Genomic DNA, 21,921 nt, shown 5'->3' on the forward strand with positions numbered 1-21,921 from the left:
GATGGCTAACATATGATGTATATGGGGATTGATTGCTATACTATCAAACTTACGGCTAATTTTTAAGCCATATAGTCGGTACAATATAATTTGGATACAAGGAATTTGAGTGAAAGTACTACGAGTAGTAGACTGAGCGAGTCTGACACCGTATCCGATTTATATAGGATTGAATATAAAATAAAATGTAAGCAAGACGGGATATTATGGCCATTATTATCGGGATTGACCCAGGCTCACGCATGACGGGTTATGGAATTGTTCAACAAACCGGCGACAAACTGACTTATATCGATGCAGGTACTATTCGTACGGATACCAAGGAGATGCCTGAACGACTTAAGCGTATTTTTAATGGTTTAACACGGATTACCCAACATCATTTGAAATATGCAGACGAGCCTATTTATACGGCTATTGAGCAGGTGTTTATGGCTGAAAATCCAGACTCTGCGCTTAAGCTTGGTCAGGCGCGAGGTGCAGCGATTGCTGCTATGGTAGCACTGGACCTAGAAGTATCAGAATATACTGCTCGCCAAATCAAGCAAGCCGTCTGCGGCTATGGTGCTGCGGCAAAAGAGCAGGTGCAAGAGATGGTCTGCCGTATCTTGTCTCTAGATGTGGTACCACAACAGGATGCTGCTGATGGACTCGCCTGCGCCATCTGTCACGCTCACTCAAGCCACTCTATGAACAAACTGATATTGAATAGCGCTATGCGTGGACGTGGTGCTTCTAAAAAGAAAGGCCGTTGGCGTCTAACGGAAGAAGACTTAGGCAATTTGCGTTAAATACAGAGTCTGTTATACAACCATAAAAAAACACGCACCATCTGGACGCGTGTTTTTTGAATCATTGACTCAATATATTCATAACGATAATAAAAGAATCTATTCTACTACTGAACTTTCAATGACTGCATCCAACACATAAGCATATTCTTCATCTGACGAGTTTGAATTATCTTCTTCTGCCGTACCGCTGCCGTCTAATCGATAGCGCTGTAGACGTAATACCTCTTCATGTTGGCCATCATGCTGATAACCATCGATTTCACCAGTAAATGTGCTCCACTTACCTTCATTGGTTTTAATGCCTTGGCTGTTATAAGTAATGGGCTTAACTCGCAAACACATCTGTGAGCTATTATCTGAACACGTTACCATGTCTGCACTTACAGCCCAGAATACAGCCTCGCCCTTACTATTATATCTGGCTTGTGGAGTCAGCTTTCCTTGCCAAACTAAAGTATCATCATCACTGGTAGTCTGTGTCAATATTGGTGTATCACTTTTAAGACTATCAACACTAGCATCGTTAGCCATTGCCAATACCAGTTTGCTATCACCTTGCATCAACGTACTTAAGTTGTCTTCAGCCTTATTAAGATCACCGCAAGACATTTTAGTGCTCATGCTATCTTCAACGGTCAAAGCGGCACCTTGCAACTGATAAGTCGCACTGATGGTATTACAGCCAACACTATAGTTTAAGGTATTCTGACCCTGATACTCGTTGAGTGACAGTCGCACTTGGTCTGTGATTTGCATCAACATATCTAATGGCTGATCATGACTGTCCGTTGCAGATATCAGTGTCCAACGATAACGTGAAAGATTGCTAATCATTGCATCTTCAACACTCATTTTATCGGCTATCAACTCTTTGTCCATCGCATCGGTATTAATAGCATCTTGATTAACAGTATCACTATCAACAGCTGTATCACCTACTTCATTAGCCGCTACATCCGTATCATCTGGTCCTTCATTTTCGTCAGAAGGCCCATGACAAGCACTTAATGCCAAACTGGTGGCTAGCATACTTAGTAGCAACACCAAACGAACAGGCTGTTTTTTAATAAACGATGTCATAACAATCGTACCTTTTGGCTACTCACATGCATCGTGATTATCCTTTTTGCAAAACTAAGCTTTAAACCATCAATTCTTTGAGACTAAATTACGAATTTTAGAGTCATATAACACACCATATCTAGCACAAAAATCGTAACGATTTCACCACTATAGCGCTGATGCCTACGGTAGTTGTAACGAAGTGTTTAATTTTATGTAGTCATAGTAACTGCTATTTGCAGATTATTCTTACGTGCCATCCATCCATAAAAACGGTCTTAAGTAGTTGACAGTACTATCAACTACTTAAGACCGCTGATTATAGATGATTTTTAATTTTTAGTGTTTGCCTCAGTCCTCTTTATGAGCAGGTTTGGCTTTTGCCATATTTTTGATACTAAACCGCTCATTCATCATGTGATAAAAACGGGCAAGATTTTCACCTTGCTCATTGGGATCAACTTTGAGCACTTTACCAAAGTCTAAACCTATGTATAGAACAATATCAGCAAAACTCAATTGCTCACCGACCAAATACTCACGGCCTTCTAGTATGTTTTCAAAATAAGCGAGTGTTTTGACCCCTCGTGCGATAGATGGAGCAACAAACTCTGGCACTTGTTCCACACGTTGGGCTTTCGCGGGATTGCTGTGTTGGAATGCCAACATGAAGTTGTACAATACTTCAAACTCAGCGATTCGGCGCATGGAACAAACTTGTGCGCGTTGTATGACGTCATTACCCATCACTGAGCGCTCGCCATAGACACGGTCGAGGTATTCACAAACGGCCTGTGAGTCATTTAGTACGGTACCATCAGACAAGGTTAAGACTGGAACAGTACGCATCGGGTTCATTGCAGTGAATTCATCTGAATTCTGCTCATTAGCAGCAAAGTCAATATCAATGACATCAATATCGTCCATGTCATCAACATCGATGCCTTTTGATGCTAATAAAATAAGTGCTTTGCGCGGATTCGGTGCAGTACGGGTGACGTATAGTTTTTTCATGGCAAACTCCTTAAAATATGGGTTGAAAAGCAAATGGGTACTATTGGTTTTTATAGTAGATAACGCTCATTAAAAATATATCATTCAAAGACGCTATTACCTAGACATAATCTATGGTTCTTTTGCCATCATATAGTCAGCGAACGGCTAAACCGCTACAACATTATCGTCCCTAGATGTCCTACTTGTACAATCTGAAATCAGCCGCCTTGTAGCCATTTTAGAATTCTTTAACTATAGTAAAACCTAACGCTAGTTGTTATACGAACAGCAAAAAGCCCCATAACGTAACGCTATAGGGCTTAATATCTATTATCACAGGGCAAGTACGCTCAACTTACTTATTTGGTGCAGGTGTGGTACGTAGATAAGGCTTAACCTCTGTATAACCTTTAGGGTATTTAGCAGCAATATCTTCATTTTTCACACTTGGTGGAATGATCACGTCATCACCATCTTTCCAGTCTACTGGCGTCGCGATACTATATTCGTCAGACAGTTGCAGAGCATCGATAACGCGAAGAATCTCGTCAAAGTTACGACCACAGCTCGCAGGATACGTTAAAGTTAAACGGATTTTTTTGCTTGGATCAATGATAAAGACACTACGTACGGTATGCGTGCTATCGGCATTTGGATGCATCATGTCGTACAGCTCAGCGACTTCTTTATTCGGGTCAGCGATGATTGGGAAATTCAGCTCGGTCCCTTGGGTCTCACCGATATCACTCGCCCATGCTTTGTGGTCTTCTAAGCTATCGACAGAGATACAAATCGGCTTGACATTGCGCTTTTGGAACTCGCCATTAAGGGCAGCGGCGCGACCAAGCTCAGTGGTACATACTGGGGTAAAATCGGCTGGATGCGAAAAAAACACCACCCAATGATCGCCTGCCCACTCGTGGAAATTGATATCACCCTCTGTGGTTGCTGCATCAAAATTCGGTGCGGTATCGCCTAAACGTAAATGTGCCATGCTTGATTCCTTAGCTTTGTTAGTGATGAGTGCTAGTATCCAAAGATATCCACACTCTCTATTATTATCAACGTACTTCTTATTATCAACATACTCAGTCAGATACTACACAATAACGCAAAGCACGTCAGCAGAAATTCTATCTTATCTTAGCAAACTGGTTATGAATGTCTTGTGAACGATTGTAATGCGGTTATTCCATTTGGCAATAAATAAACCCGTATATTCCTAGAGGGTTAATTAGATGACCATCCCTGCATCCCACAAGCAAAATTCACCAAACTTGCCCTTTTTGCTAGTGCCGCCAGCTGCACGTCCAGCATCAGTCAATATCAATTCACCATCTTGCGCTTCTAAATAACCGGCTGCAAGCAGCTTATCATTTAATGCCTGAGTTTTGAACCCCAGCTCTTTAGCAAGCTTGGCAGTCGTCAATCTAGAGTAATTCGGCGTCGCCGCTTCTGTCGTAGATTTTACCGTTGTATTAGCGTTAGTGTTCACCGCAGTATGACTAGGCGCTGCTTTATTATCCGTTTTAGCATCGACTCCGGATTCAATTTCAGTCACTTTTTCAAGTGACATTCTCACTTCGTCACTGATTCGGATGATGCGCTGTGCTTCTTCATAAGTATCGGCATAAAGCTTACTGTCTTCATTACGATAAATCAGCACACCCATTTCATTATTATTGACTTGGCTAAACTCATAAAGGTTCAGACTGGTAATGATGCACTCATTTTCATTCAGATAGCATTTCGCATGTAAGTTTTTGCAAAAACTGGTACGTATAAATGTTAAATTTTTGAGCCAATTTATCTCTTCAGGATGCAGGTCATTTTTACCATAAACGATTCTAATATCAATTTTGAGACGATTACGGTCTTCTAATAATTCTTTAATACGCTCATTAAGCTTTAAATACGGACTAATAATAATCAGCCTATCAGAGGCATTTTTAATTAATTCTTCTAAATGATAAGTCGTACCACTACTGTTCAAAAACTTTGCCATTCTCATTTCCTTAAATATTACGATACTCAACTTTACAGATGCACAAAAAAGCCCATCCCTAGCGTACTAGAAATGGGCTGGCTTGCAAACTACTATTGTTCAGTATCGTCTCAAAACAAACGTTGTTTGCATTGCTCGTTATGTATTAAGCAGGTTTATAGCTATCACGTAAGCTAACGATTTGGTTAAAGACTGGTTTATCCGTGCTGTGGTCTTCGCTATCAGAGATAAAGTAACCTTCACGCTCAAACTGAAAACGCGTGCTAGCATAAGCATTGGCAAGTGATGGCTCAACCACAGCATTGAGTTCAGTCAACGAGTTAGGATTCAGTGCTTGATGGACATCAGCAACGCTGCTTGGGTCTTCAACACTAAATAGCTGTTCATACATACGCACGGTTGCTGGAACGCCTTGACTGGCCGATACCCAATGAATAACACCCTTGACCTTACGGCCTTCGGGATTTTGACCCAAAGTAGTCGGATCAATGGTGGCTTTTAGCTCGACCACATTGCCCGCTTCATCCGTAATATGCTCAGTCACTGCCAACACATAGGTATTACGCAGACGAATTTCTGGCTTTTCTGGTGACAAGCGCTTATAGCCTGCTGGCGGTACAATCTCGTAATCGCCTTGATCGATATATATCGTCTCAGTGAATGGGATTTCACGCTCGCCCATATCGACATTAGGATGGTTCGGCTGAGTCAACCATAAGGTTTGAGCGGCATCATCAAAACGCGCGTTGACGCTATCCGCTTTTAGAGATTCCCAGCTGCTAATCGCTTCTGCAAAGTTAGTGATGGTCACTTTTAATGGCTTGAGCACCGCCATGCCACGTGCAGTCGTCGTCTCTAACGATTGACGGATACTAAACTCTAATAAGCGGAAATCAACCACGCTGTCTACTTTCGTCACGCCCACACGTTCACAGAAGTCACGTAAACCCTCTGGCGTATAACCACGACGACGCATACCAGCGACGGTTGGCATACGCGGATCATCCCAACCACTAACGATACTTTCATCAACCAACTGCTTAAGTTTACGTTTACTGGTCAATGTATGATCCACATTCAAGCGGCTGAACTCGTACTGGTGCGGCGGCGTGGCAAAGCCAACTTTTTCGATGACCCAATCATAGAACGGGCGATGGTCTTCAAACTCTAGCGTACATAGTGAGTGAGTAATCCCTTCGAGCGCATCAGAGAGCGGATGGGCAAAATCATACATAGGATAGATGCACCATTTATCCCCTGTTTGATGATGCGCTTGATGCATGACGCGGTAGATGACAGGGTCACGCATGTTCATATTTGGGCTTGCCATATCAATCTTGGCACGCAACACGGCTTTGCCTTCAGTATACTTGCCGTCTTTCATATCATTGAATAGCGCTAGGTTTTCTTCAACACTGGCATCACGCTGCGGAGACGGCGTGCCTGCCTCATTGAATGAGCCACGGTTTTCTTTCATCTGCTCAGGCGTTTGCAAATCAACATACGCATCACCTTGTTCAATCAACTGTATTGCCCATGCATGCAACTGGTCAAAGTAGCCTGACGCATGGTGCGCTTCACCTGACCACTCAAATCCTAGCCATTTCACATCGTTTTCGATATTGTCGATGAAATCTTGCTTTTCTGCCGTTGGATTGGTGTCATCAAAACGCAGGTTGCACACGCCGTCGAATTCTTTAGCCACACCAAAGTTTAAACAGATAGATTTTACATGACCCAAATGTAGGTAGCCGTTTGGCTCAGGCGGAAAACGCGTCACAATCTGTTGCTGTTTTTGCGCTTTGATATCGTCACGAATAATATTACGGATAAAGTCGTTTTTGTGTTCGTCTTTTTGTGCATTATTGCTTGAGTTCTCACTCATCGGGTATTGCTCCTAACGCAAATTGTCAGTTCACGATGCATGCCATCACACATCATGGAAAATTCAAACCAAACTATTAAAAACAGGTTATCAAAAATGATAATAAAAAGTTAAAGTTGCGTTATTCTATCAGCTTTTGCGAACGCATTAACAGCCTGATACATGACACAGACTAAAAAAGCCGTTAGACTACCCATGACTTTTTATTAACCAACTTTTTACCCACCACTTGACAGCGTCATTTAAGGCGCTGCAATCAAAGAGGAATATCACATGGTAGACATGCCACCAGTAGTAGAACTAGACACCAGTATGGGTGCGATCGTTATCGAACTCAATGAAGAAAAAGCACCAAAAACCGTAGAAAACTTTTTGAACTATGTAAAATCTGGTCAATATGACGGTACGATTTTTCATCGCATCATTGATGGTTTCATGATTCAAGGTGGCGGAATGGACGCTGAAATGAATGAAAAGCCAACCAATGCTCCCGTTGAAAACGAAGCAGACAACGGTCTAAAGAATGACAAAGGTACGATTGCGATGGCGCGTACGCAAGATCCGCATTCAGCGACCAGCCAGTTCTTCGTAAACGTAAAAGACAATGATTTCCTAAACCACACTGGCAAAAACATGCAAGGTTGGGGCTATACTGTATTTGGTAAAGTCACAAGCGGTATGGATGTTATTGAAAAAATGAAAAGCGTTCCTACTGGTCGTTTCGGCATGCATGCTGATGTGCCAAAAGAGCCAGTCGTTATCAACTCAGCGACCATCATTACTCAGTAATTGTTTCTCAGTAGCAGTCTAAGTAGTCATATTTACTCAATAAGCACTTGTTAGAATAGCCTTTCAAAAAAGCATTCTGATAAGTCACGAGGATAAAGATAAATGCAAACTTTTAATCATTTAATCACGACCCGCCCTCATGAGGTGCGGCAAGTTTTGATTAGCGATTTGCATTTATCGCCTGAAGAGCCTGCCTTAGTGCAGGCTTTTTTGGCGCTGCTTGATGATTGCCTTGCCTTACCTGCTCTCAAACGCCTGTTTATCTTGGGTGATTGGTTCGAAGTATGGCTGGGTGATGATGTTTATTTATCGTTATCAGAAGATGAGCGCCAAACCCATTGGCTCACCCCGCTTATCGTAAAGTTAAAAAAACTGCGAGTGGCTGGCTGTGAGATTTTGGTGATGCATGGCAATCGTGATTTTCTCTTAGATCAACCATTTTGTAATTTATTCGGTGGTGAGCTTATTTATGAGCCATACACCCTAAACGTTGGGCAGAAAAACTACCGATTAGAGCATGGCGATGCGCTCTGTACCGATGATAAAAAGTATCAGTTTTTTCGCAAAATAATGCGCAACCGTTTAACTCAGTGGTATTTACTTAATAAATCGCTAGAAAAACGCTTGGCGATCGCTGATAAAATGCGACAGAAGAGTCAGAGAAATAACGCCAATAAAGCCACTCATATCATGGATGTCAATGCAGACGCGGTCAGTACAGTGATGGCTGATAGTGATGCCTTATTACATGGGCACACACATCGTCCAGACATTCATCAAACTGCCAATGACAAAATACGTTATGTCTTAGGTGATTGGCGACTACTAGATACAGAGACACGCCAGCCAAAAGTCAGTGCCGTTATTGGTGCAGTGACAGGTTCCGAACATTCAAATGATAGTTTTAGTAGTAATAATACTGAGTTTGGATTGTTTGAGTTTAAAGCACTCGTTTGATATAGTTTTTGCATATATCTTGAAAATAAAAAGGGTCTGTTGATAATACAACAGACCCTTTTTACTATCTCGCAACTGCTCGCTTATATCTAGAGCACCTTCCGCTTTAAGGGATCAACTTAAAGAAATGCTGACGATAGTGCTTGAGCTCACGGATAGAGTCACGAATATCGTCTAAGGCTAAATGACTGCCACCTTTTTCAAAGTTTCTTAAGATGTCAGGGCGCCAGCGGAAGCAAAGCTCTTTGATAGACGACACATCTAGATTACGATAATGGAAGAAGCGCTCAAGCTCTGGCATTTGGCGTGCCATAAAGCGACGATCTTGACAGATTGAGTTGCCACACATTGGAGACTTGCCACTATCGACCCATTTGTTCAAAAACTTAATGGTCTCAGCTTCGGCTTCTGCCAATGTCACGGTACTACGACGCACACGGTCGACCAATCCTGATTGACCATGTTGCTTAGTATTCCAATCATCCATTTTATTTAAGACTTGATCAGATACCTTAATGGCAAACACCGGCCCTTCTGCGAGAACATTCAAATCTTCGTCCGTGACGACAGTGGCAATCTCGATAATCTCGTCATTGACGGTATCAAGACCTGTCATTTCTAGGTCAATCCATACCAGCCCTTTTTTGCCTTGGTTTCTGATTTTGATTTTATTGGGATGGTCATCGGTACTCATATTTTGTCCTATGGTCAATAAAGCTTGGAACAACTTTGGGGCAATGTGAACTAAATAAACCACATATAAATGGTCATGCTCAAATGATATTATGTTGCGCTGACGGACTCATAACGTCTCAAAAACTTAAAACATTACAAAATCACCGTCTGGTATAGGCGCTTTAGGCTGTATGTTAGCAAATTTTCACGCTACACTTAGCAATATTTTTTAATAGGTTCAAACCCATGGCATTAATCCGGCAACGCAAACTGACCAAACAGCAGATTCGTCGCATCGATAAGCAGCAATTGTTAAGTCAAGACAGCATCGATGACAGTTTGATGGATGGCGTGGTCATGGCGCATTACGGTAAGCAACTAGAAGTACAAGTCACCAGCTTGCCTGCTGTGATACCGGTGCAGCCAGAGATTGGGCCTGATGACCCTGAGCCATTTTGGCAAACGCTCGAGTTGGGTGATATCTGGCGCTGCCATGTACGTACCAATTTGCCAATGCTAGCCGCTGGTGACCAAGTACGTTGGAATGCCGACTCCAATACAGGGTTTGGCCGTATCGAGTCTGTCAAACCGCGTACCTCGCTCGTCTCACGCCCTGATCGTTATCACAAGCTCAAACCTGTCGCTGCCAACATCGATATCTTGGCCATTGTATTTGCACCACTACCTGCTGCTGCACCCACACTGATTGATCGCTACCTAGTGGTTTGTCATCTTGCTGACGTAAAGCCATTATTGGTGCTTAATAAAGCCGATTTACTGGCGCAAGAAAACGGCGTCGATACCAATGAGTTATTGGCACAATATGCAGCACTTGGGTATGAGAGCGTCTTAACCTCAGTCGACTGCCCTGAAAACGTCGCTGATAGCGATGAGCAAGAAGGACTGGATGAGCTAAAACGCTACATAGATAAGAAACTGGTTATCTTTGCTGGACAGTCTGGTGTTGGTAAAAGTAGCTTAATCAATGCACTACTGCCAGAATCTGGTCAAGTGGTAAACATCATCTCTGAAAACTCGAAGCTCGGTCAACACACCACCACCACTAGCCGCTTATTACCATTTAATCCAGATGACTTGACCCAAGGTGGCATCGTCGACACGCCCGGTATCCGTGAATATGGTATTTGGCATTTGAGTCCAGATGACATAATCTCGGGCTTCGTTGAGCTAGCACCACTGGCTGGTTACTGTCAGTTCCGTGACTGTCGTCACACTCACAACAGCAAAGGCTGCGCATTATGGCAAGCCGTGGCTGATGGTGAAGTGTTGCAGCGCCGTGTCGAAAACCTTGTGACCCTTAGAGAAGAGGCTGATACTAAACCTTATTAATTGCTGCCTTATTAATCGTTCATTACTAGGTTGACCATCACACGTTTACTATGGATGGTCTAATCGGTATAATAGCGCCTTGTTCAATATCGTTGGGCTGGCTTCTCGGCTTAATAGAACACTTATTTTTTGGAGGTATGGTTTGGATCGTGCGCTGGATTTTGTGGGCAACCACCCGTTTTTATTTGGTATATTGGCCGTACTTGCCATACTGTTTTTTGCTATTGAAAACAAACGTAGCGGCAGAAAAATATCGCCTAATACCCTTGGTATGATGGTTAACTCGCAAAATGCGCAGCTGATCGATATTCGTGCCAAAAAGAAGTTTGAGTCAGGTTATATCCAAGGCAGCCGCAACATACCTTTCACTGATCTCAAAGACCGCATAGAAGAAATTCGTGCCATTGAGCAACCAGTCATTATTATCTGTGATATGGGTGTGCAAGCTGGCGCTGCGATTCAGATGATCGGTAAAGATGATGTCTACCGTTTAGAAGGTGGTGTTGGCGGCTGGCAAGGCGCAGGCATGCCGTTGGTTGGTGTAAAAGATGTTAAGCCAAAGAACAAAGGCAAAGCCAAGCCGAGTTTGCATAAATAGCAAGTCGTATTACTATTTAGATAAATGCTCAACGGGCAACAATTAATATCTGATTGATACGCTCAAAAAAAGACACCTTATCGATAGGTGTCTTTTTGTTTGTGGCATTTATGCTACCCTCAGCGCTTTTATGCGCCAGCATCTTGAATTTGATATGCTCATCCCCACTTTAATAATGAGCATCACCAAATATATTTTTAATATCAATTTATGTGCTGGTAACGGATTACAATAAAACGTTTACCTTCTAAATCAATAAATAAGGATTCATCATGACCGTACCTGTTAAAGTCTACACGACCCCTATCTGCCCATACTGCTCAAACGCCAAACAACTGCTAAAAACCAAAGGCGTTGCTTATGAAGAGATTGGCATGCACGACATCAGTAGCGAAGAGCGCCAAGCATTGATGAAAAAAACCAATAACTATCGCACCGTGCCACAAATCTTCGTTGGTGATACCTTTGTCGGTGGTTTCGATGAGCTTAATCAAATGAACCAACAAGGTAAACTTGACGAGCTATTAGCGGGTTAATCTGCTGCCTGTTTTTTGAACCCACCTCTACTTATACAAAGATAGAGAAAGAGGTAGGTTCAAGACTAGTAATAAAAAGTATTGATAAAAATGTCGAGATTCAGTCTCGATTTATATTACAATGAACTTTGATTAAAATGACCTTTTTCCCAATTATTTGATCTAATTTTAGAGGAATTACCATGGCTGACGAACAAGCACAACCACAATTGGCACTAGAGCGCATTTACGTAAAAGACATGTCACTTGAAGTGCCAGGCGCTAGTGTATTCACCAAAGAGTGGAACCCAGAGCTTGATATCAACCTATCTAGCAATGCTGAAAAGCTTGATGATGATCATTATCAAATCATTTTGACCGTGAGTGTTACGGCTAAAAATGCTGATGAAGCAGCCTTTATCGCTGAAGTGCATCAAGCGGGTATTTTCTTATTAAAAGACATTCCAGAAGACCAAATCGGTCAAATCTTGGGTGCATACTGCCCTAACGTGCTATTCCCATATGCTCGTGAAGTCATCAGTGACATCGTGACCCGTGGTAGCTTCCCACAGTTATTACTAGCACCAGTAAACTTTGATCAAGCTTACGCGCAAAGCCAGCAGCAAGCGCAAGTTGATGCTCAAGGTAATGCATAAGCTTTAGCTTGATGACGTATTGATATAGCAGTATTTAAAAGCCGTTTACTTTCTATAGGTAAGCGGCTTTTTTATGCCCTATTGGTCACCTATCTTTGTAAAAATACTTTTCTTTATAGTGAGGCACAAAAAAGACCCTACTAATGAATGATTAGCAGGGTCTTAGATAGTGCTATCAACAATCTATAATAAGCGATTAGCCTTTTAGAGCTGATAAGATTTGTTGCTTCACATCATCGATACCTTGAGTACCATCGAACTTATCATACTTAGGTGCATCAGCACCTTCTTTGGCTTTGTCTTGATAAAAACCAACAAGTGCAGATGTCTGCTCATGATAAGTCGCTAGACGATCACGAATCGTAGATTCTTTATCATCTTCACGCTGGATTAACGCTTCGCCAGTCACATCATCAAGACCGTCTTGCTTAGGTGGATTGTGATGAACGTGATAAACGCGACCTGAGCCTGGATGCTGGCGGCGGCCAGACAGACGGTTGACGATTTCATCATCAGGAACGCTGATTTCAACCACATGGTTAATCGCAACGTCAGCATCTGCAAGCGCTTGAGCTTGTGGAATCGTACGTGGGAAACCATCAAAGATACAACCGTTGACACAATCAGGCTTAGCGATACGTTCTTTCACTAGGTTAATGATAAGGTCATCAGAAACCAAGCCACCAGCATTCATGATATCTTTGGCTTTTTTGCCGAGCTCGCTACCCTCTTTAATTGCTGCACGCAGCATATCGCCAGTTGAGATTTGCGGGATATCATATTCTTTCGAAATGAACTGGGCTTGGGTACCTTTACCGGCGCCTGGTGGACCTAGCAAAATAATACGCATCATTATACGATTCTCCTTAATAAATAGGATTTTGGGACTAATACAACGTTGGGATTGGTTGTTTGCAAGGCTACCTTACATTGTGGCCCTGCAAAGCTCAAGTATTTTAATTATTTGGGGTGATAAGTTGCGATGACTTACCTGTTCATATAATACTGTTGCACGCTGCTATATCGGACAGCAGCGCTTATATCATAAGTGCTAGCAACAGATAAACAGACTAAGGTATTTGCTGATTAATGTCTACATTGACCTCAGTTTGTTCAGCGCCAATCACGACTGGATTGCCTGACAAGTCACCTGATTCAGCACTAGCAGTGCCGCTATGACTAATGCGTGCGATGACTGCTAATTGCACCTTTTCGTCTCGAGCAGACTTCAACGTACGTTCAGGCATCATAGCATCCAAATCACTTAGGCTAATATTGGCTTCACCTTGCTTAATGACACTAATCGGTAAACGCTTAGCTGCAAATGGCGGACCACCATTCACGTCACGTATTGCCACAAATAGCACATCGTCAGCCTTAACCAATGGCAACAGACTTGCATTGATCTTCACATTGACTTCAACGCCTTCAGACGCTTGCTGCTTCTGAGCACTCACACTGGCACTTAACTCATCCAAACTCGATAGCGCTTGGGTATGGTCGCCAGGCTTGGCAGAAATGCTCTCACGTAGACGTCTAATCCAGCCTTGTGCTTGATCAAAGTTACTACTGCGTGCCTCACCCATTGCCATGAGCATTTGCGCACCTTCGTGCGCAGGATTTTTAGCCAATACGCCTTCTAGCACTCGACGAGTATTAGCATCTAACTGGCCTTTATTAGCAAAAAAGCTAATCTGTGCATAGGTAGTCGCGATTTCTTCATTGTCCGGTGTTAAACGATAAGCACGTGATAAAGCCTCTAGTGCCGAATCGGTCGCTTCTAATGATAAAAACAGCTCTGATAGGCGCATCCAGCGATTGGGATCATCGGCATGACGATAGACATTGGTCTGCATAGCACTAATGAGCTGCTGACCATCTTCGATCGCCCAAGCTGGTGGCTGATCAATCTTACCAGTTAGTAAGTCATCAGCCACTTGGCTGACCTTGTCTTCGGCTGCCCACAGCTCGAACACAGGGGTACGATCGCCGACCATAACATACGCCATAGCCGACAACACAGGTACCCAAACGATAATAATTAGGCGACTCTTAATGCCAGGTGTGACCATCGGTGTGACTTCACGCTGAGCATCTAACAGCTGACGCTCAAGCTCAAGCTTTTGATTCTGATAGTGACTGTCGTCAATAGTGCCACTATCTTTATCGGTTTTTAATTCTGCTAAACGCTCACGGAACACCGCAACGTTGATATCTAATAGCTGATTGTCTACTTGTTTTTCTTGTGAACGAGGCGATCTTAACCACGGTATGATAGTAATCACAGCAAGTATTAAGGCTGTAAGTAAGCTTAGAGCAATAAATAAGCCCACAGTAGAGAATATGGTCATTTTTTGTCCTCGAGACTTGTGATGTCATGATCTTTCTTATCATTGCTCTCAGCACGTGATAACAAGCGATCAAGTTCAGCTTTTTCGGCAGAAGATAGCGCTGTGGCAGTACTATTTACTGTCACCCCACTCTCCCCGCTCGCCACAAGCTGACGCCGTTTGCTTTGCCAGAACCAACCTGCGACCAAAATGATGAGCAATAATGGCGGAAAAAACCATAAAATCCACGTTGATGGACGTACAGGCGGCTTATAACTAATAAAATCGCCATAACGCTCCTGCATATAAGCGCGAATTTCACCATCACTACGACCGTCTTTTATCAAATCATAGGTTTTTTGCTTCAAATCTTGAGCAATCGGTGCGTCAGAGCCTGCAAGATTCTGGTTTTGACATTTGGGGCAACGAAACTCTTCAATGAGACCACGATACTGAGCTTCTTGCTGCGGAGAATCAAAGTCATAGACCTCAATTGCCGCATAACTGCTCATACTTAAGAGACAAGCAATGATAAAACCTGCTAACTGTAGCGTCGCCTTCTTTATTTGATAAGCAATCATTTGCACGCCTCCTGAACCTGGCTCAGCTCTGGACTGACGTTTTTATCATTGGCTTCATTGAGTACCATCAAGCAAGGCGTGATACGACTTTGCCAATTGCTTTCATTGATCTCACCAATGATATGCTGACGAATAATACCCTCGCCATCGACGATGAAAGTCTCAGGCGCACCCGTCAAGCCCAAGTCCAATGCAAACTGACCAGACAAATCTTGAATAGACATCGAGAACGGATCACCACCTCGGTTTAAGTACCCTAACGCATCGCCAATATCATCTTTGTAATTGACACCGACCAGATTGACACCGCGCTCTTCTAATTGCATTAAGAACGGGTGCTCAATGATACAGGTTGGACACCAAGAGCCCCAAATGTTCATCAAAAACGGCTTGTCAGGCAGATTTTCATTGGTCATGATGCGGCTAGTGTCTGATAACAGTGGCAGCTCAAACGTTGGTACTGGGCGCTCAAGTGCCGTATTGGTAACGATATCCGTTGGTTTGCCCAAACGCATATATAGCATGACGACAAAACCAAGGAATACAATTAACGGAATAACAAACCATAATTTAAGCTGTTTTTTGTTCATGGTTTTTGTGCTGCTTGCTTTATCTTTTTTCGGACTTGGATCAGAGGAATGGTTTGATGTACTCATTACTTATCCCCCATCTTTATTGCTGGCGAATCCAAATCAGCCACTGTCGTAAAGCCAGATTTGCTTGCCGCAATTTGCGCAGGCGTCTTGGCTTTCTTAATACGATAACGGTGATCCAACATGCTGAGCAATGCACCAAATGCCATAATCAAAGCACCAAGCCATATCCAACGGATAAGCGGTTTAACGTAAATACGGAAGGCCCACTCGTTACTATCCTCTGCGATAGGTTCGCCAAGTGCTACGTACACATCACGCATTAGACTGGCATCAATAGCCGCTTCTGTCATAGGCATCATGCTGATGATGTAATTACGTTTGTCAGGATATAATGTCGTCACCGCCTGACCGTCTTTGGTTATCTCAACTTCAGCTTGTGTGGCATCAAAGTTACTGCCTTTTACTTCACTGAAGCCTTTGACGGTAAAGTCATAACCTTGGACATGAACGCTGTCATTTGGTCCAAGCGCGACATCCCGCTCGATACTTAATGTGCTGGTAAATGCAATACCAATCACCGCCACAATCACACCGACGTGAGCGGTCTGTTGACCCCAATAGCTCAGACGTAATTGACGTAGTCCCTTAAGAAAGCTCGGGGCATTTTTGGTTTTGTCTTTGAAATCCACCACCATCCAGAACAGCACCCAAAAACTGACTGCCAACGTGACGCCAATATTGAGCATCGCAGACGGGCTAGTGAAATATGCAATAACTGCTGCCAATACAACACTACTCGCCGCAATCACCATGCCGGCGCCCAATAACGGACGGCTGTCTTTTTTCCAGCGAATATTGGAGCCCATACCCATCGCGACTAATATCAACCAAGTTAGTGGGACAAATAGCGCATTGAAATACGGAGGACCGACAGAGACTTGTCCTAAATTGAAGGAATCAGCGATAATAGGATATAGCGTACCGAGCAGTACGACCAAAGTTGAAATCAAAAGGATGACGTTATTAATAACTAAGAACGACTCACGTGAAACTAACTGATACTGACTTTCGACCGTCAAGCGCCAGCCGCGTACAGCAAACATCAATAAGCCACCACCGATAATCACACCAAGAATCACTAAGATGACAAGACCACGAGTTGGATCAGCGGCAAACGAATGCACGGAGGTAATCACGCCTGAGCGTACAAGGAATGTACCTAGTAAACTAAGTGCAAAGGCAAAAATCGCCAGCATGATAGTCCATGCTTTGAACACACCGCGTTTTTCGGTAACAGCAAGCGAATGTAGCAAAGCCGTGCCTGCCAACCATGGCATCAGTGAGGCATTCTCTACTGGATCCCAGAACCACCAACCACCCCAGCCAAGCTCATAATAAGCCCACCATGAGCCTAGTGCGATACCAACGGTCAAAAAACCCCAAGCAGCTAGCGCCCATGGACGCGACCAGCGTGTCCATACCGCATCTAAACGACCTTCCCACAATGCCGCCATACAAAAAGCAAATGGCACGACTAAACCCACATAGCCCATATAAAGCATCGGTGGATGAATAATCAAACCAAAATCTTGTAGCACAGGATTTAGATCTGCACCATCAACAGGTAAGTTAGGCAATGTACGGTCAAACGGCGATGAGGTAAAGATAAGCATCGCTAGCATCATCATCTGCACGCCAGCTAATATCACCAATACTCGCGCACGCATAGACAATGGTAGACCACGGCTGAAATAAGAGACCAGCGCACACCAAGTGGCCATAATGGTCATCCAAAGCAGCAATGAACCCTCGTGCCCACCCCACGTTGCTGATAACTTATAGTACCAAGGCAATAGAGTATTCGAATGTTGAGTGACATAGACGAGGCTAAAGTCATTGTAATAAAAGCCTGCCATCAGCGCGGCAAATGAGGTGATCATTGCAGCAAACTGTGCCCATGCCAAACTTGGCGCTAGACGCTGCCATGCAACGTGGTCACGCATGATGCCGATGGTCGGTAATACTACCTGTAAAATCGCCAACATAAAGGCGGCGAGCAAGGCAAAATAACCCAATTCTGTGATTAACATACGGTCTAACCTTGTTTACCTTAATACGGTCATAGTTTATTTGAGGGATTAGAATGTTAAGACGTTATAAGCATCCAGTATTTGTGACTGCTATATTTATGATTGCGATGATTGGCGTAACCAGCCCTTGCAGCTTGAGACGCTTACAGCATGGTACATTAGCGCCAACTTGTCACGTTTTTGTATCCACTCTGTATGCGATGTGTATAAAGCACATAAAAGTTAATCTATTGTTAAGTCGATGGAAAAAATACTAAGATAAGGTGCAGCCAACCAGCCAAAAATCCCGTCAAACCACCCAATACAATTAGCGTCATCTCGTCTTCACGAAAAGCAGGACGTAATAGATTTTGAAACTCATTTGGTGTCAGTGCACGGATACGGTCACGAAACAGTCCAAATATCTTACTGGCTCGGCTCTCATTCAGTTCAGGATCGCGCAACGGCACCATCGTTGCGACAATGGACTTATCAATAATCGTGTTTTTCAGTTGACCATACTCACGGCGACCTAATCCTACGCGCAACGTCGTACTAATTACTGGTGACTCTAATACTTTATATAAATGTGACTTCATCAGCTCACGCGTTTGCACAGCACGGTCGCCATACATCATCTCATTCATGATATTTTCAAGCGTCACCAAATCCTTTACCACAATCTCAGCAAAAACCTCAGAGACTTCCTCCTGACGTTTCATAAAGCCACCTTGTAGACGGTATCGATCAATACGCGGTATCTGTGGTTTTATAAATGGGAAATGGCTCTGTACAGTAAAAAACTTAACATAGGGAATATAGTGTGGCTCGACCGGATTGAACACCATCCAAATAGCAATCCAATTGGTGAGAAAGCCCCAAATCGCTGCAAAAAACGGTACTGTCCAATGTTGCGGCACTACCAAAAATATGAACATTTGGATAAGACCGAAAATCAAACCAATCAAGGCACTGATATGCCAAATAAAATCGATCTCTTTTTGACCTACCTTTAAAAACATATTGACCATCAACCGACGATCATTCTCCATCGTGTTGACGATCATCTTACGCATATCAACCAAATCTTCGACATTATGGGTCAAGTCTGTCACCAACGACTGCATAATATTGGGCAGCTCTTGGTGTGCTTGGGCATAGACGCGACGTTTTAACGCATAAGGCAGATTACCCCACAGCGCAGGCGAATGATCCAGCATAATTTCATCAATCAATGCCTCAAGGTTTTTATCAACCGTATCGGTGATAAATACTGCCATCTGCTCAGGTTCCATCGCCTGAAAAAACTCATCAAGCGAGCCCAGCTTTGACAGTGTCTGATCAACGATGACACCAGATATCTTGCCAGCTTTGCGCGGTACGATACCTTGCCAGCCAATACCTGGCAACCCAAAAAATGGAAAGTTAGGAATACGAATACCCCAAAACTTAACCGGATAAAATAGCATTTTGAGCGCCATCCACACATGTATCCAGGTAACGAATGCGGTTACCGGTGGAATGGTTAGCATGGCAAAGAACTCTGGGTGCTCAGCTATCGCCTGCCACAATGAAGTTGTGTCCATGACTTATCTTGTCCCTGACAGGTTGATTGTCGTTGCTAATAACATACCGTTAGCACATTAGAACGCTGCACAAACACACGCTCTACCCATAATAATAACTATCAAATAAACCGCCTGATTTTAGCATACTTGCTATCCATTAGCACACGTAGACCCTAGCCAAGTTGTGACTAGACATGACACGTTTTATCGTTCACTTCAGACGAAAAACACAGAAGTATAAGCTATCATTGATATGGCAATAATAAAGACAAAACAAACAGCGAAGTACTGCGTCATCTCATTTGTTCTGTTATAATTTGTGATTAAGTGACAACGAATATCTATAGACAGACTATGTGTGTCATCGTTTCAAATCATATCGCTTATGTGTTTGAAATCCTTTGTATTATCCTTTTTGCTCACCGCACTTTGGTTAACGACCCCGCCTATCTATTTCTCTTTAATTGACTTACTGACCGTTTGGGCTCTGACTTTATATGAATAAACCGATAACTCCCAACACTGATCAGGTCAATCGAATTTTTACCAGTCGTATTATTGTCTTTGGATTTTTAATATTCATTGGCTTGGGCGGATTGATAATGCGTTATGGATACCTACAAGTCTACGCCCACGACAAGTACACAACGCAAGCTGATAATAATCGAATCAAGCTGATATCTGCACCGCCTAGCCGCGGTTATATTTACGATCGTAACGGGGTCATATTGGCAGACAATCAACCAGTATTTACGGCGATGTTAAGTCCTAACGAAGTCGAAAACCCAGAACGTACATTACAGCTACTCGCGCCTATTTTTGATCTAACAGAAAAAGACATCACTGATATCTTGGCGCGCCTGAGCAAAAATAAGAATGACCCTGTCACGATCAAAATCGACGTGACTGACGCACAATTGGCACAATTTAGTGAGCGTAAGCCATTTTTTCGTGGTGTCAGCATTCAGAGTAAGCTAACGCGCTCTTACCCTTATGACGAGCTATTCGCACACGTCATTGGCTATGTCGGTCGTATCAATGACAAAGAAAGCAAACGTATTGATAAAGAGCGCTACGCTGGTACTGACCTCATCGGCAAGATTGGCATCGAAAATTACTATGAAGATATTTTACTCGGACAGCCGGGCTATCAATCAGTCGAAACGGATGCCCTTGGCAATATTGTCCGTCAGTTAGATACCAAGCCGCCTATAGCAGGTAACGACATTACGTTGAGCTTGGACTATGGCCTACAAACGATCGCCCAACAGCAGCTGGATGGTCGTCGTGGCGCGATTGTCGCAATCGATCCAAAAAATGGCGATGTATTGGCTTTTGTCAGTAACCCAAGCTATGACCCCAACCCTTTTATCTCAGGTATCTCCTTCAGAGACTATGGTGATTTGCGCGACGACCTTGATCAGCCATTATACAATCGTGCCTTACAAGGTATGTATCCACCCGGCTCTACCATTAAACCTTTTGAAGGCTTGGGCGGTATTCATTATGGTCTGCGCAACTGGAACACCACTATTTATGACCCCGGTTACTTTAGCTTACCAGGTGACTCACATCGTTTTCGTGATTGGAAACGAGGCGGTCATGGCACGGTAGATCTTAAAAAATCAATCATGATGTCTGTGGATACTTATTACTACAAACTGGCCTACGAGATGGGCATACAGCGCTTACATGATTGGATGATACGTTTTGGTTTTGGTGAGCAAACGGGTATCGATTTACCCAATGAAAAGCCAGGTATCATGCCATCGCCAAAATGGAAAAAAGACACTTATGACAGACGCTGGTTACCCGGTGAAACTATTTCAGTCAGTATCGGTCAAGGGTATTTTCTAGCCACCCCTCTACAAGTAGCCAATGCCACAGCCATGACGGCCAATAAGGGCTATCATATTACGCCGCACTTACTAAAAAATAGTGAAGGTGAAGCCCCCGTTAATGTCATCACGAAACCTGATGGCAAAATTGAATACAATGGCCAGCCTTCTGATTGGCTTCGTATGCACGATGCAATGGAAAATACTGTAAAAAACGGTACGGCCCATGGTATTTATACCCCGCGTTACCGTATCGCAGGCAAAACTGGTACCGCGCAGGTAAAGTCCATTGCACAAGGCAAACGTTACGACAAGTCCGCCATAGACAAACGCTACTGGGATCATGCTTGGTTTAACGGCTTTGCACCAGTAGAAGACCCTCAAATTGCCCTTGCTGTATTGGTCGAAAACGGTGGTGGTGGTAGTACCGTCGCTGCACCTATCGGTCGTGCCCTATTTGATTATTGGGTCTTACAACGCAAAAGCAATCCTATACTGCCGCCTACAGCTGATGAGTTAAAAGCCATCAAACGTCAAAAGGCATTTGATAAAGCGCTGCGCGATGCCCTGCGTGATAAAGAAGAGCAGGCTCTAAAAGAGCAAACTGAAACTGAAGTAGCAACGCCTGAATAAAAAGAGGATCAGCGAGAAAACAGA

Annotated in this window: 20 protein-coding genes; 8 read left to right on the top strand and 12 right to left on the bottom strand. The window is 43.4% G+C overall.

Going from position 1 to position 21,921, the window contains the following annotated elements; all coding sequences use genetic code 11:
• Window positions 1-206 precede the first annotated feature (206 nt).
• Window positions 207-791 (top strand): crossover junction endodeoxyribonuclease RuvC, encoded by a 585-nt coding sequence (gene ruvC / locus I6E61_RS06325; protein WP_045446965.1) that lies wholly within the window; start codon window positions 207-209, stop codon window positions 789-791.
• 99 nt (window positions 792-890) lie between these two features.
• On the opposite strand, the gene I6E61_RS06330 is transcribed toward ruvC, so the two are convergent.
• The 5 genes from I6E61_RS06330 to I6E61_RS06350 all read right to left on the bottom strand — a co-directional run bounded on the left by I6E61_RS06330 (window position 891) and on the right by I6E61_RS06350 (window position 6,742).
• Window positions 891-1,874 (bottom strand): META domain-containing protein, encoded by a 984-nt coding sequence (locus I6E61_RS06330; protein ID WP_197131596.1) that lies wholly within the window; start codon window positions 1,872-1,874, stop codon window positions 891-893.
• A gap of 333 nt (window positions 1,875-2,207) precedes the next feature.
• Window positions 2,208-2,870 carry a glutathione S-transferase family protein gene (locus I6E61_RS06335; protein WP_197131599.1) on the bottom strand — a complete coding sequence of 221 codons (663 nt, stop codon included), beginning with the start codon at window positions 2,868-2,870 and terminating at the stop codon, window positions 2,208-2,210.
• Window positions 2,871-3,207: 337 nt separating this feature from the next.
• Window positions 3,208-3,846: a peroxiredoxin gene (locus tag I6E61_RS06340; protein ID WP_197131602.1), complete on the bottom strand. Its 639-nt coding sequence runs from the start codon at window positions 3,844-3,846 to the stop codon at window positions 3,208-3,210.
• 240 nt (window positions 3,847-4,086) lie between these two features.
• On the bottom strand, window positions 4,087-4,857 hold the full coding sequence (locus I6E61_RS06345; protein ID WP_197131604.1) for a phospholipase D family protein: 771 nt from the start codon (window positions 4,855-4,857) through the stop codon (window positions 4,087-4,089).
• Between the two features lie 145 nt (window positions 4,858-5,002).
• Window positions 5,003-6,742, bottom strand: coding sequence for a glutamine--tRNA ligase/YqeY domain fusion protein (locus tag I6E61_RS06350; protein ID WP_197131607.1), 1,740 nt, complete (start codon window positions 6,740-6,742; stop codon window positions 5,003-5,005).
• A 273-nt stretch (window positions 6,743-7,015) separates the two neighbouring features.
• Between I6E61_RS06350 and I6E61_RS06355 the strand changes: the two genes are divergently transcribed.
• On the top strand, window positions 7,016-7,531 hold the full coding sequence (locus I6E61_RS06355) for a peptidylprolyl isomerase (RefSeq protein WP_110922612.1): 516 nt from the start codon (window positions 7,016-7,018) through the stop codon (window positions 7,529-7,531).
• A 102-nt stretch (window positions 7,532-7,633) separates the two neighbouring features.
• On the top strand, window positions 7,634-8,488 hold the full coding sequence (locus tag I6E61_RS06360; protein ID WP_197131610.1) for a UDP-2,3-diacylglucosamine diphosphatase: 855 nt from the start codon (window positions 7,634-7,636) through the stop codon (window positions 8,486-8,488).
• 106 nt (window positions 8,489-8,594) lie between these two features.
• Here the strand turns inward: I6E61_RS06360 and orn are convergent, their stop codons facing one another.
• Window positions 8,595-9,182 carry an oligoribonuclease gene (gene orn, locus I6E61_RS06365; RefSeq protein WP_197099964.1) on the bottom strand — a complete coding sequence of 196 codons (588 nt, stop codon included), beginning with the start codon at window positions 9,180-9,182 and terminating at the stop codon, window positions 8,595-8,597.
• A 227-nt stretch (window positions 9,183-9,409) separates the two neighbouring features.
• Here orn and rsgA point away from each other — a divergent pair, with 227 nt between their 5' ends.
• The 4 genes from rsgA to secB all read left to right on the top strand — a co-directional run bounded on the left by rsgA (window position 9,410) and on the right by secB (window position 12,282).
• Entirely contained in the window at window positions 9,410-10,513 is a 1,104-nt protein-coding gene (gene rsgA / locus I6E61_RS06370) for a ribosome small subunit-dependent GTPase A (protein ID WP_197131635.1), read from the top strand.
• A 142-nt stretch (window positions 10,514-10,655) separates the two neighbouring features.
• On the top strand, window positions 10,656-11,111 hold the full coding sequence (locus I6E61_RS06375; RefSeq protein WP_197131638.1) for a rhodanese-like domain-containing protein: 456 nt from the start codon (window positions 10,656-10,658) through the stop codon (window positions 11,109-11,111).
• A 272-nt stretch (window positions 11,112-11,383) separates the two neighbouring features.
• The gene (grxC, locus tag I6E61_RS06380) at window positions 11,384-11,647 is read left to right on the top strand and encodes a glutaredoxin 3 (protein WP_197131657.1); all 264 of its coding nucleotides are present in this window, start codon (window positions 11,384-11,386) and stop codon (window positions 11,645-11,647) included.
• Between the two features lie 182 nt (window positions 11,648-11,829).
• Complete coding sequence (gene secB / locus I6E61_RS06385; protein ID WP_197131660.1) at window positions 11,830-12,282, top strand: protein-export chaperone SecB; 453 nt, start codon at window positions 11,830-11,832, stop codon at window positions 12,280-12,282.
• Between the two features lie 196 nt (window positions 12,283-12,478).
• On the opposite strand, the gene adk is transcribed toward secB, so the two are convergent.
• The 6 genes from adk to I6E61_RS06415 all read right to left on the bottom strand — a co-directional run bounded on the left by adk (window position 12,479) and on the right by I6E61_RS06415 (window position 19,444).
• Window positions 12,479-13,135 (bottom strand): adenylate kinase, encoded by a 657-nt coding sequence (adk, locus tag I6E61_RS06390; protein WP_194197188.1) that lies wholly within the window; start codon window positions 13,133-13,135, stop codon window positions 12,479-12,481.
• Window positions 13,136-13,352: 217 nt separating this feature from the next.
• On the bottom strand, window positions 13,353-14,633 hold the full coding sequence (gene ccmI / locus I6E61_RS06395; RefSeq protein WP_197131685.1) for a c-type cytochrome biogenesis protein CcmI: 1,281 nt from the start codon (window positions 14,631-14,633) through the stop codon (window positions 13,353-13,355).
• Window positions 14,630-15,193, bottom strand: a complete 564-nt coding sequence (locus I6E61_RS06400; RefSeq protein ID WP_197131688.1) for a cytochrome c-type biogenesis protein — start codon at window positions 15,191-15,193, stop codon at window positions 14,630-14,632. Before I6E61_RS06400 ends, ccmI begins: the two co-directional genes overlap by 4 nt.
• Complete coding sequence (locus tag I6E61_RS06405; protein WP_197131691.1) at window positions 15,190-15,849, bottom strand: DsbE family thiol:disulfide interchange protein; 660 nt, start codon at window positions 15,847-15,849, stop codon at window positions 15,190-15,192. The genes I6E61_RS06400 and I6E61_RS06405 overlap by 4 nt, the downstream gene beginning before the upstream one ends.
• Window positions 15,849-17,879 carry a heme lyase CcmF/NrfE family subunit gene (locus tag I6E61_RS06410; protein ID WP_197131694.1) on the bottom strand — a complete coding sequence of 677 codons (2,031 nt, stop codon included), beginning with the start codon at window positions 17,877-17,879 and terminating at the stop codon, window positions 15,849-15,851. The genes I6E61_RS06405 and I6E61_RS06410 overlap by 1 nt, the downstream gene beginning before the upstream one ends.
• Before the next feature lie 233 nt (window positions 17,880-18,112).
• A complete protein-coding gene (locus I6E61_RS06415; protein WP_197131697.1) occupies window positions 18,113-19,444 on the bottom strand; it encodes a hypothetical protein in 1,332 nt (443 codons plus the stop codon).
• A gap of 479 nt (window positions 19,445-19,923) precedes the next feature.
• On the opposite strand from I6E61_RS06415, the gene mrdA reads away from it, so the two are divergent.
• Complete coding sequence (gene mrdA / locus I6E61_RS06420) at window positions 19,924-21,897, top strand: penicillin-binding protein 2 (protein ID WP_197131717.1); 1,974 nt, start codon at window positions 19,924-19,926, stop codon at window positions 21,895-21,897.
• The last annotated feature ends 24 nt before the right edge of the window (window positions 21,898-21,921 follow it).

Source organism: Psychrobacter sp. NZS113, assembly GCF_015864825.1.
GTDB lineage: Bacteria > Pseudomonadota > Gammaproteobacteria > Pseudomonadales > Moraxellaceae > Psychrobacter.

Bases quoted from the DNA above. Each gene is read 5' to 3' on its own strand.
- I6E61_RS06335 (WP_197131599.1), bottom strand. From the start codon at position 2,870: ATGAAAAAACTATACGTCACCCGTACTGCACCGAATCCGCGCAAAGCA.
- orn (WP_197099964.1), bottom strand. From the start codon at position 9,182: ATGAGTACCGATGACCATCCCAATAAAATCAAAATCAGAAACCAAGGC.
- I6E61_RS06405 (WP_197131691.1), bottom strand. From the start codon at position 15,849: ATGAGTACATCAAACCATTCCTCTGATCCAAGTCCGAAAAAAGATAAA.
- I6E61_RS06400 (WP_197131688.1), bottom strand. From the start codon at position 15,193: ATGATTGCTTATCAAATAAAGAAGGCGACGCTACAGTTAGCAGGTTTT.
- I6E61_RS06410 (WP_197131694.1), bottom strand. From the start codon at position 17,879: ATGTTAATCACAGAATTGGGTTATTTTGCCTTGCTCGCCGCCTTTATG.
- I6E61_RS06330 (WP_197131596.1), bottom strand. From the start codon at position 1,874: ATGACATCGTTTATTAAAAAACAGCCTGTTCGTTTGGTGTTGCTACTA.
- grxC (WP_197131657.1), top strand. From the start codon at position 11,384: ATGACCGTACCTGTTAAAGTCTACACGACCCCTATCTGCCCATACTGC.
- I6E61_RS06360 (WP_197131610.1), top strand. From the start codon at position 7,634: ATGCAAACTTTTAATCATTTAATCACGACCCGCCCTCATGAGGTGCGG.
- I6E61_RS06345 (WP_197131604.1), bottom strand. From the start codon at position 4,857: ATGGCAAAGTTTTTGAACAGTAGTGGTACGACTTATCATTTAGAAGAA.
- adk (WP_194197188.1), bottom strand. From the start codon at position 13,135: ATGATGCGTATTATTTTGCTAGGTCCACCAGGCGCCGGTAAAGGTACC.
- I6E61_RS06355 (WP_110922612.1), top strand. From the start codon at position 7,016: ATGGTAGACATGCCACCAGTAGTAGAACTAGACACCAGTATGGGTGCG.
- I6E61_RS06350 (WP_197131607.1), bottom strand. From the start codon at position 6,742: ATGAGTGAGAACTCAAGCAATAATGCACAAAAAGACGAACACAAAAAC.
- secB (WP_197131660.1), top strand. From the start codon at position 11,830: ATGGCTGACGAACAAGCACAACCACAATTGGCACTAGAGCGCATTTAC.
- ruvC (WP_045446965.1), top strand. From the start codon at position 207: ATGGCCATTATTATCGGGATTGACCCAGGCTCACGCATGACGGGTTAT.
- I6E61_RS06415 (WP_197131697.1), bottom strand. From the start codon at position 19,444: ATGGACACAACTTCATTGTGGCAGGCGATAGCTGAGCACCCAGAGTTC.
- I6E61_RS06340 (WP_197131602.1), bottom strand. From the start codon at position 3,846: ATGGCACATTTACGTTTAGGCGATACCGCACCGAATTTTGATGCAGCA.
- rsgA (WP_197131635.1), top strand. From the start codon at position 9,410: ATGGCATTAATCCGGCAACGCAAACTGACCAAACAGCAGATTCGTCGC.
- mrdA (WP_197131717.1), top strand. From the start codon at position 19,924: ATGAATAAACCGATAACTCCCAACACTGATCAGGTCAATCGAATTTTT.
- ccmI (WP_197131685.1), bottom strand. From the start codon at position 14,633: ATGACCATATTCTCTACTGTGGGCTTATTTATTGCTCTAAGCTTACTT.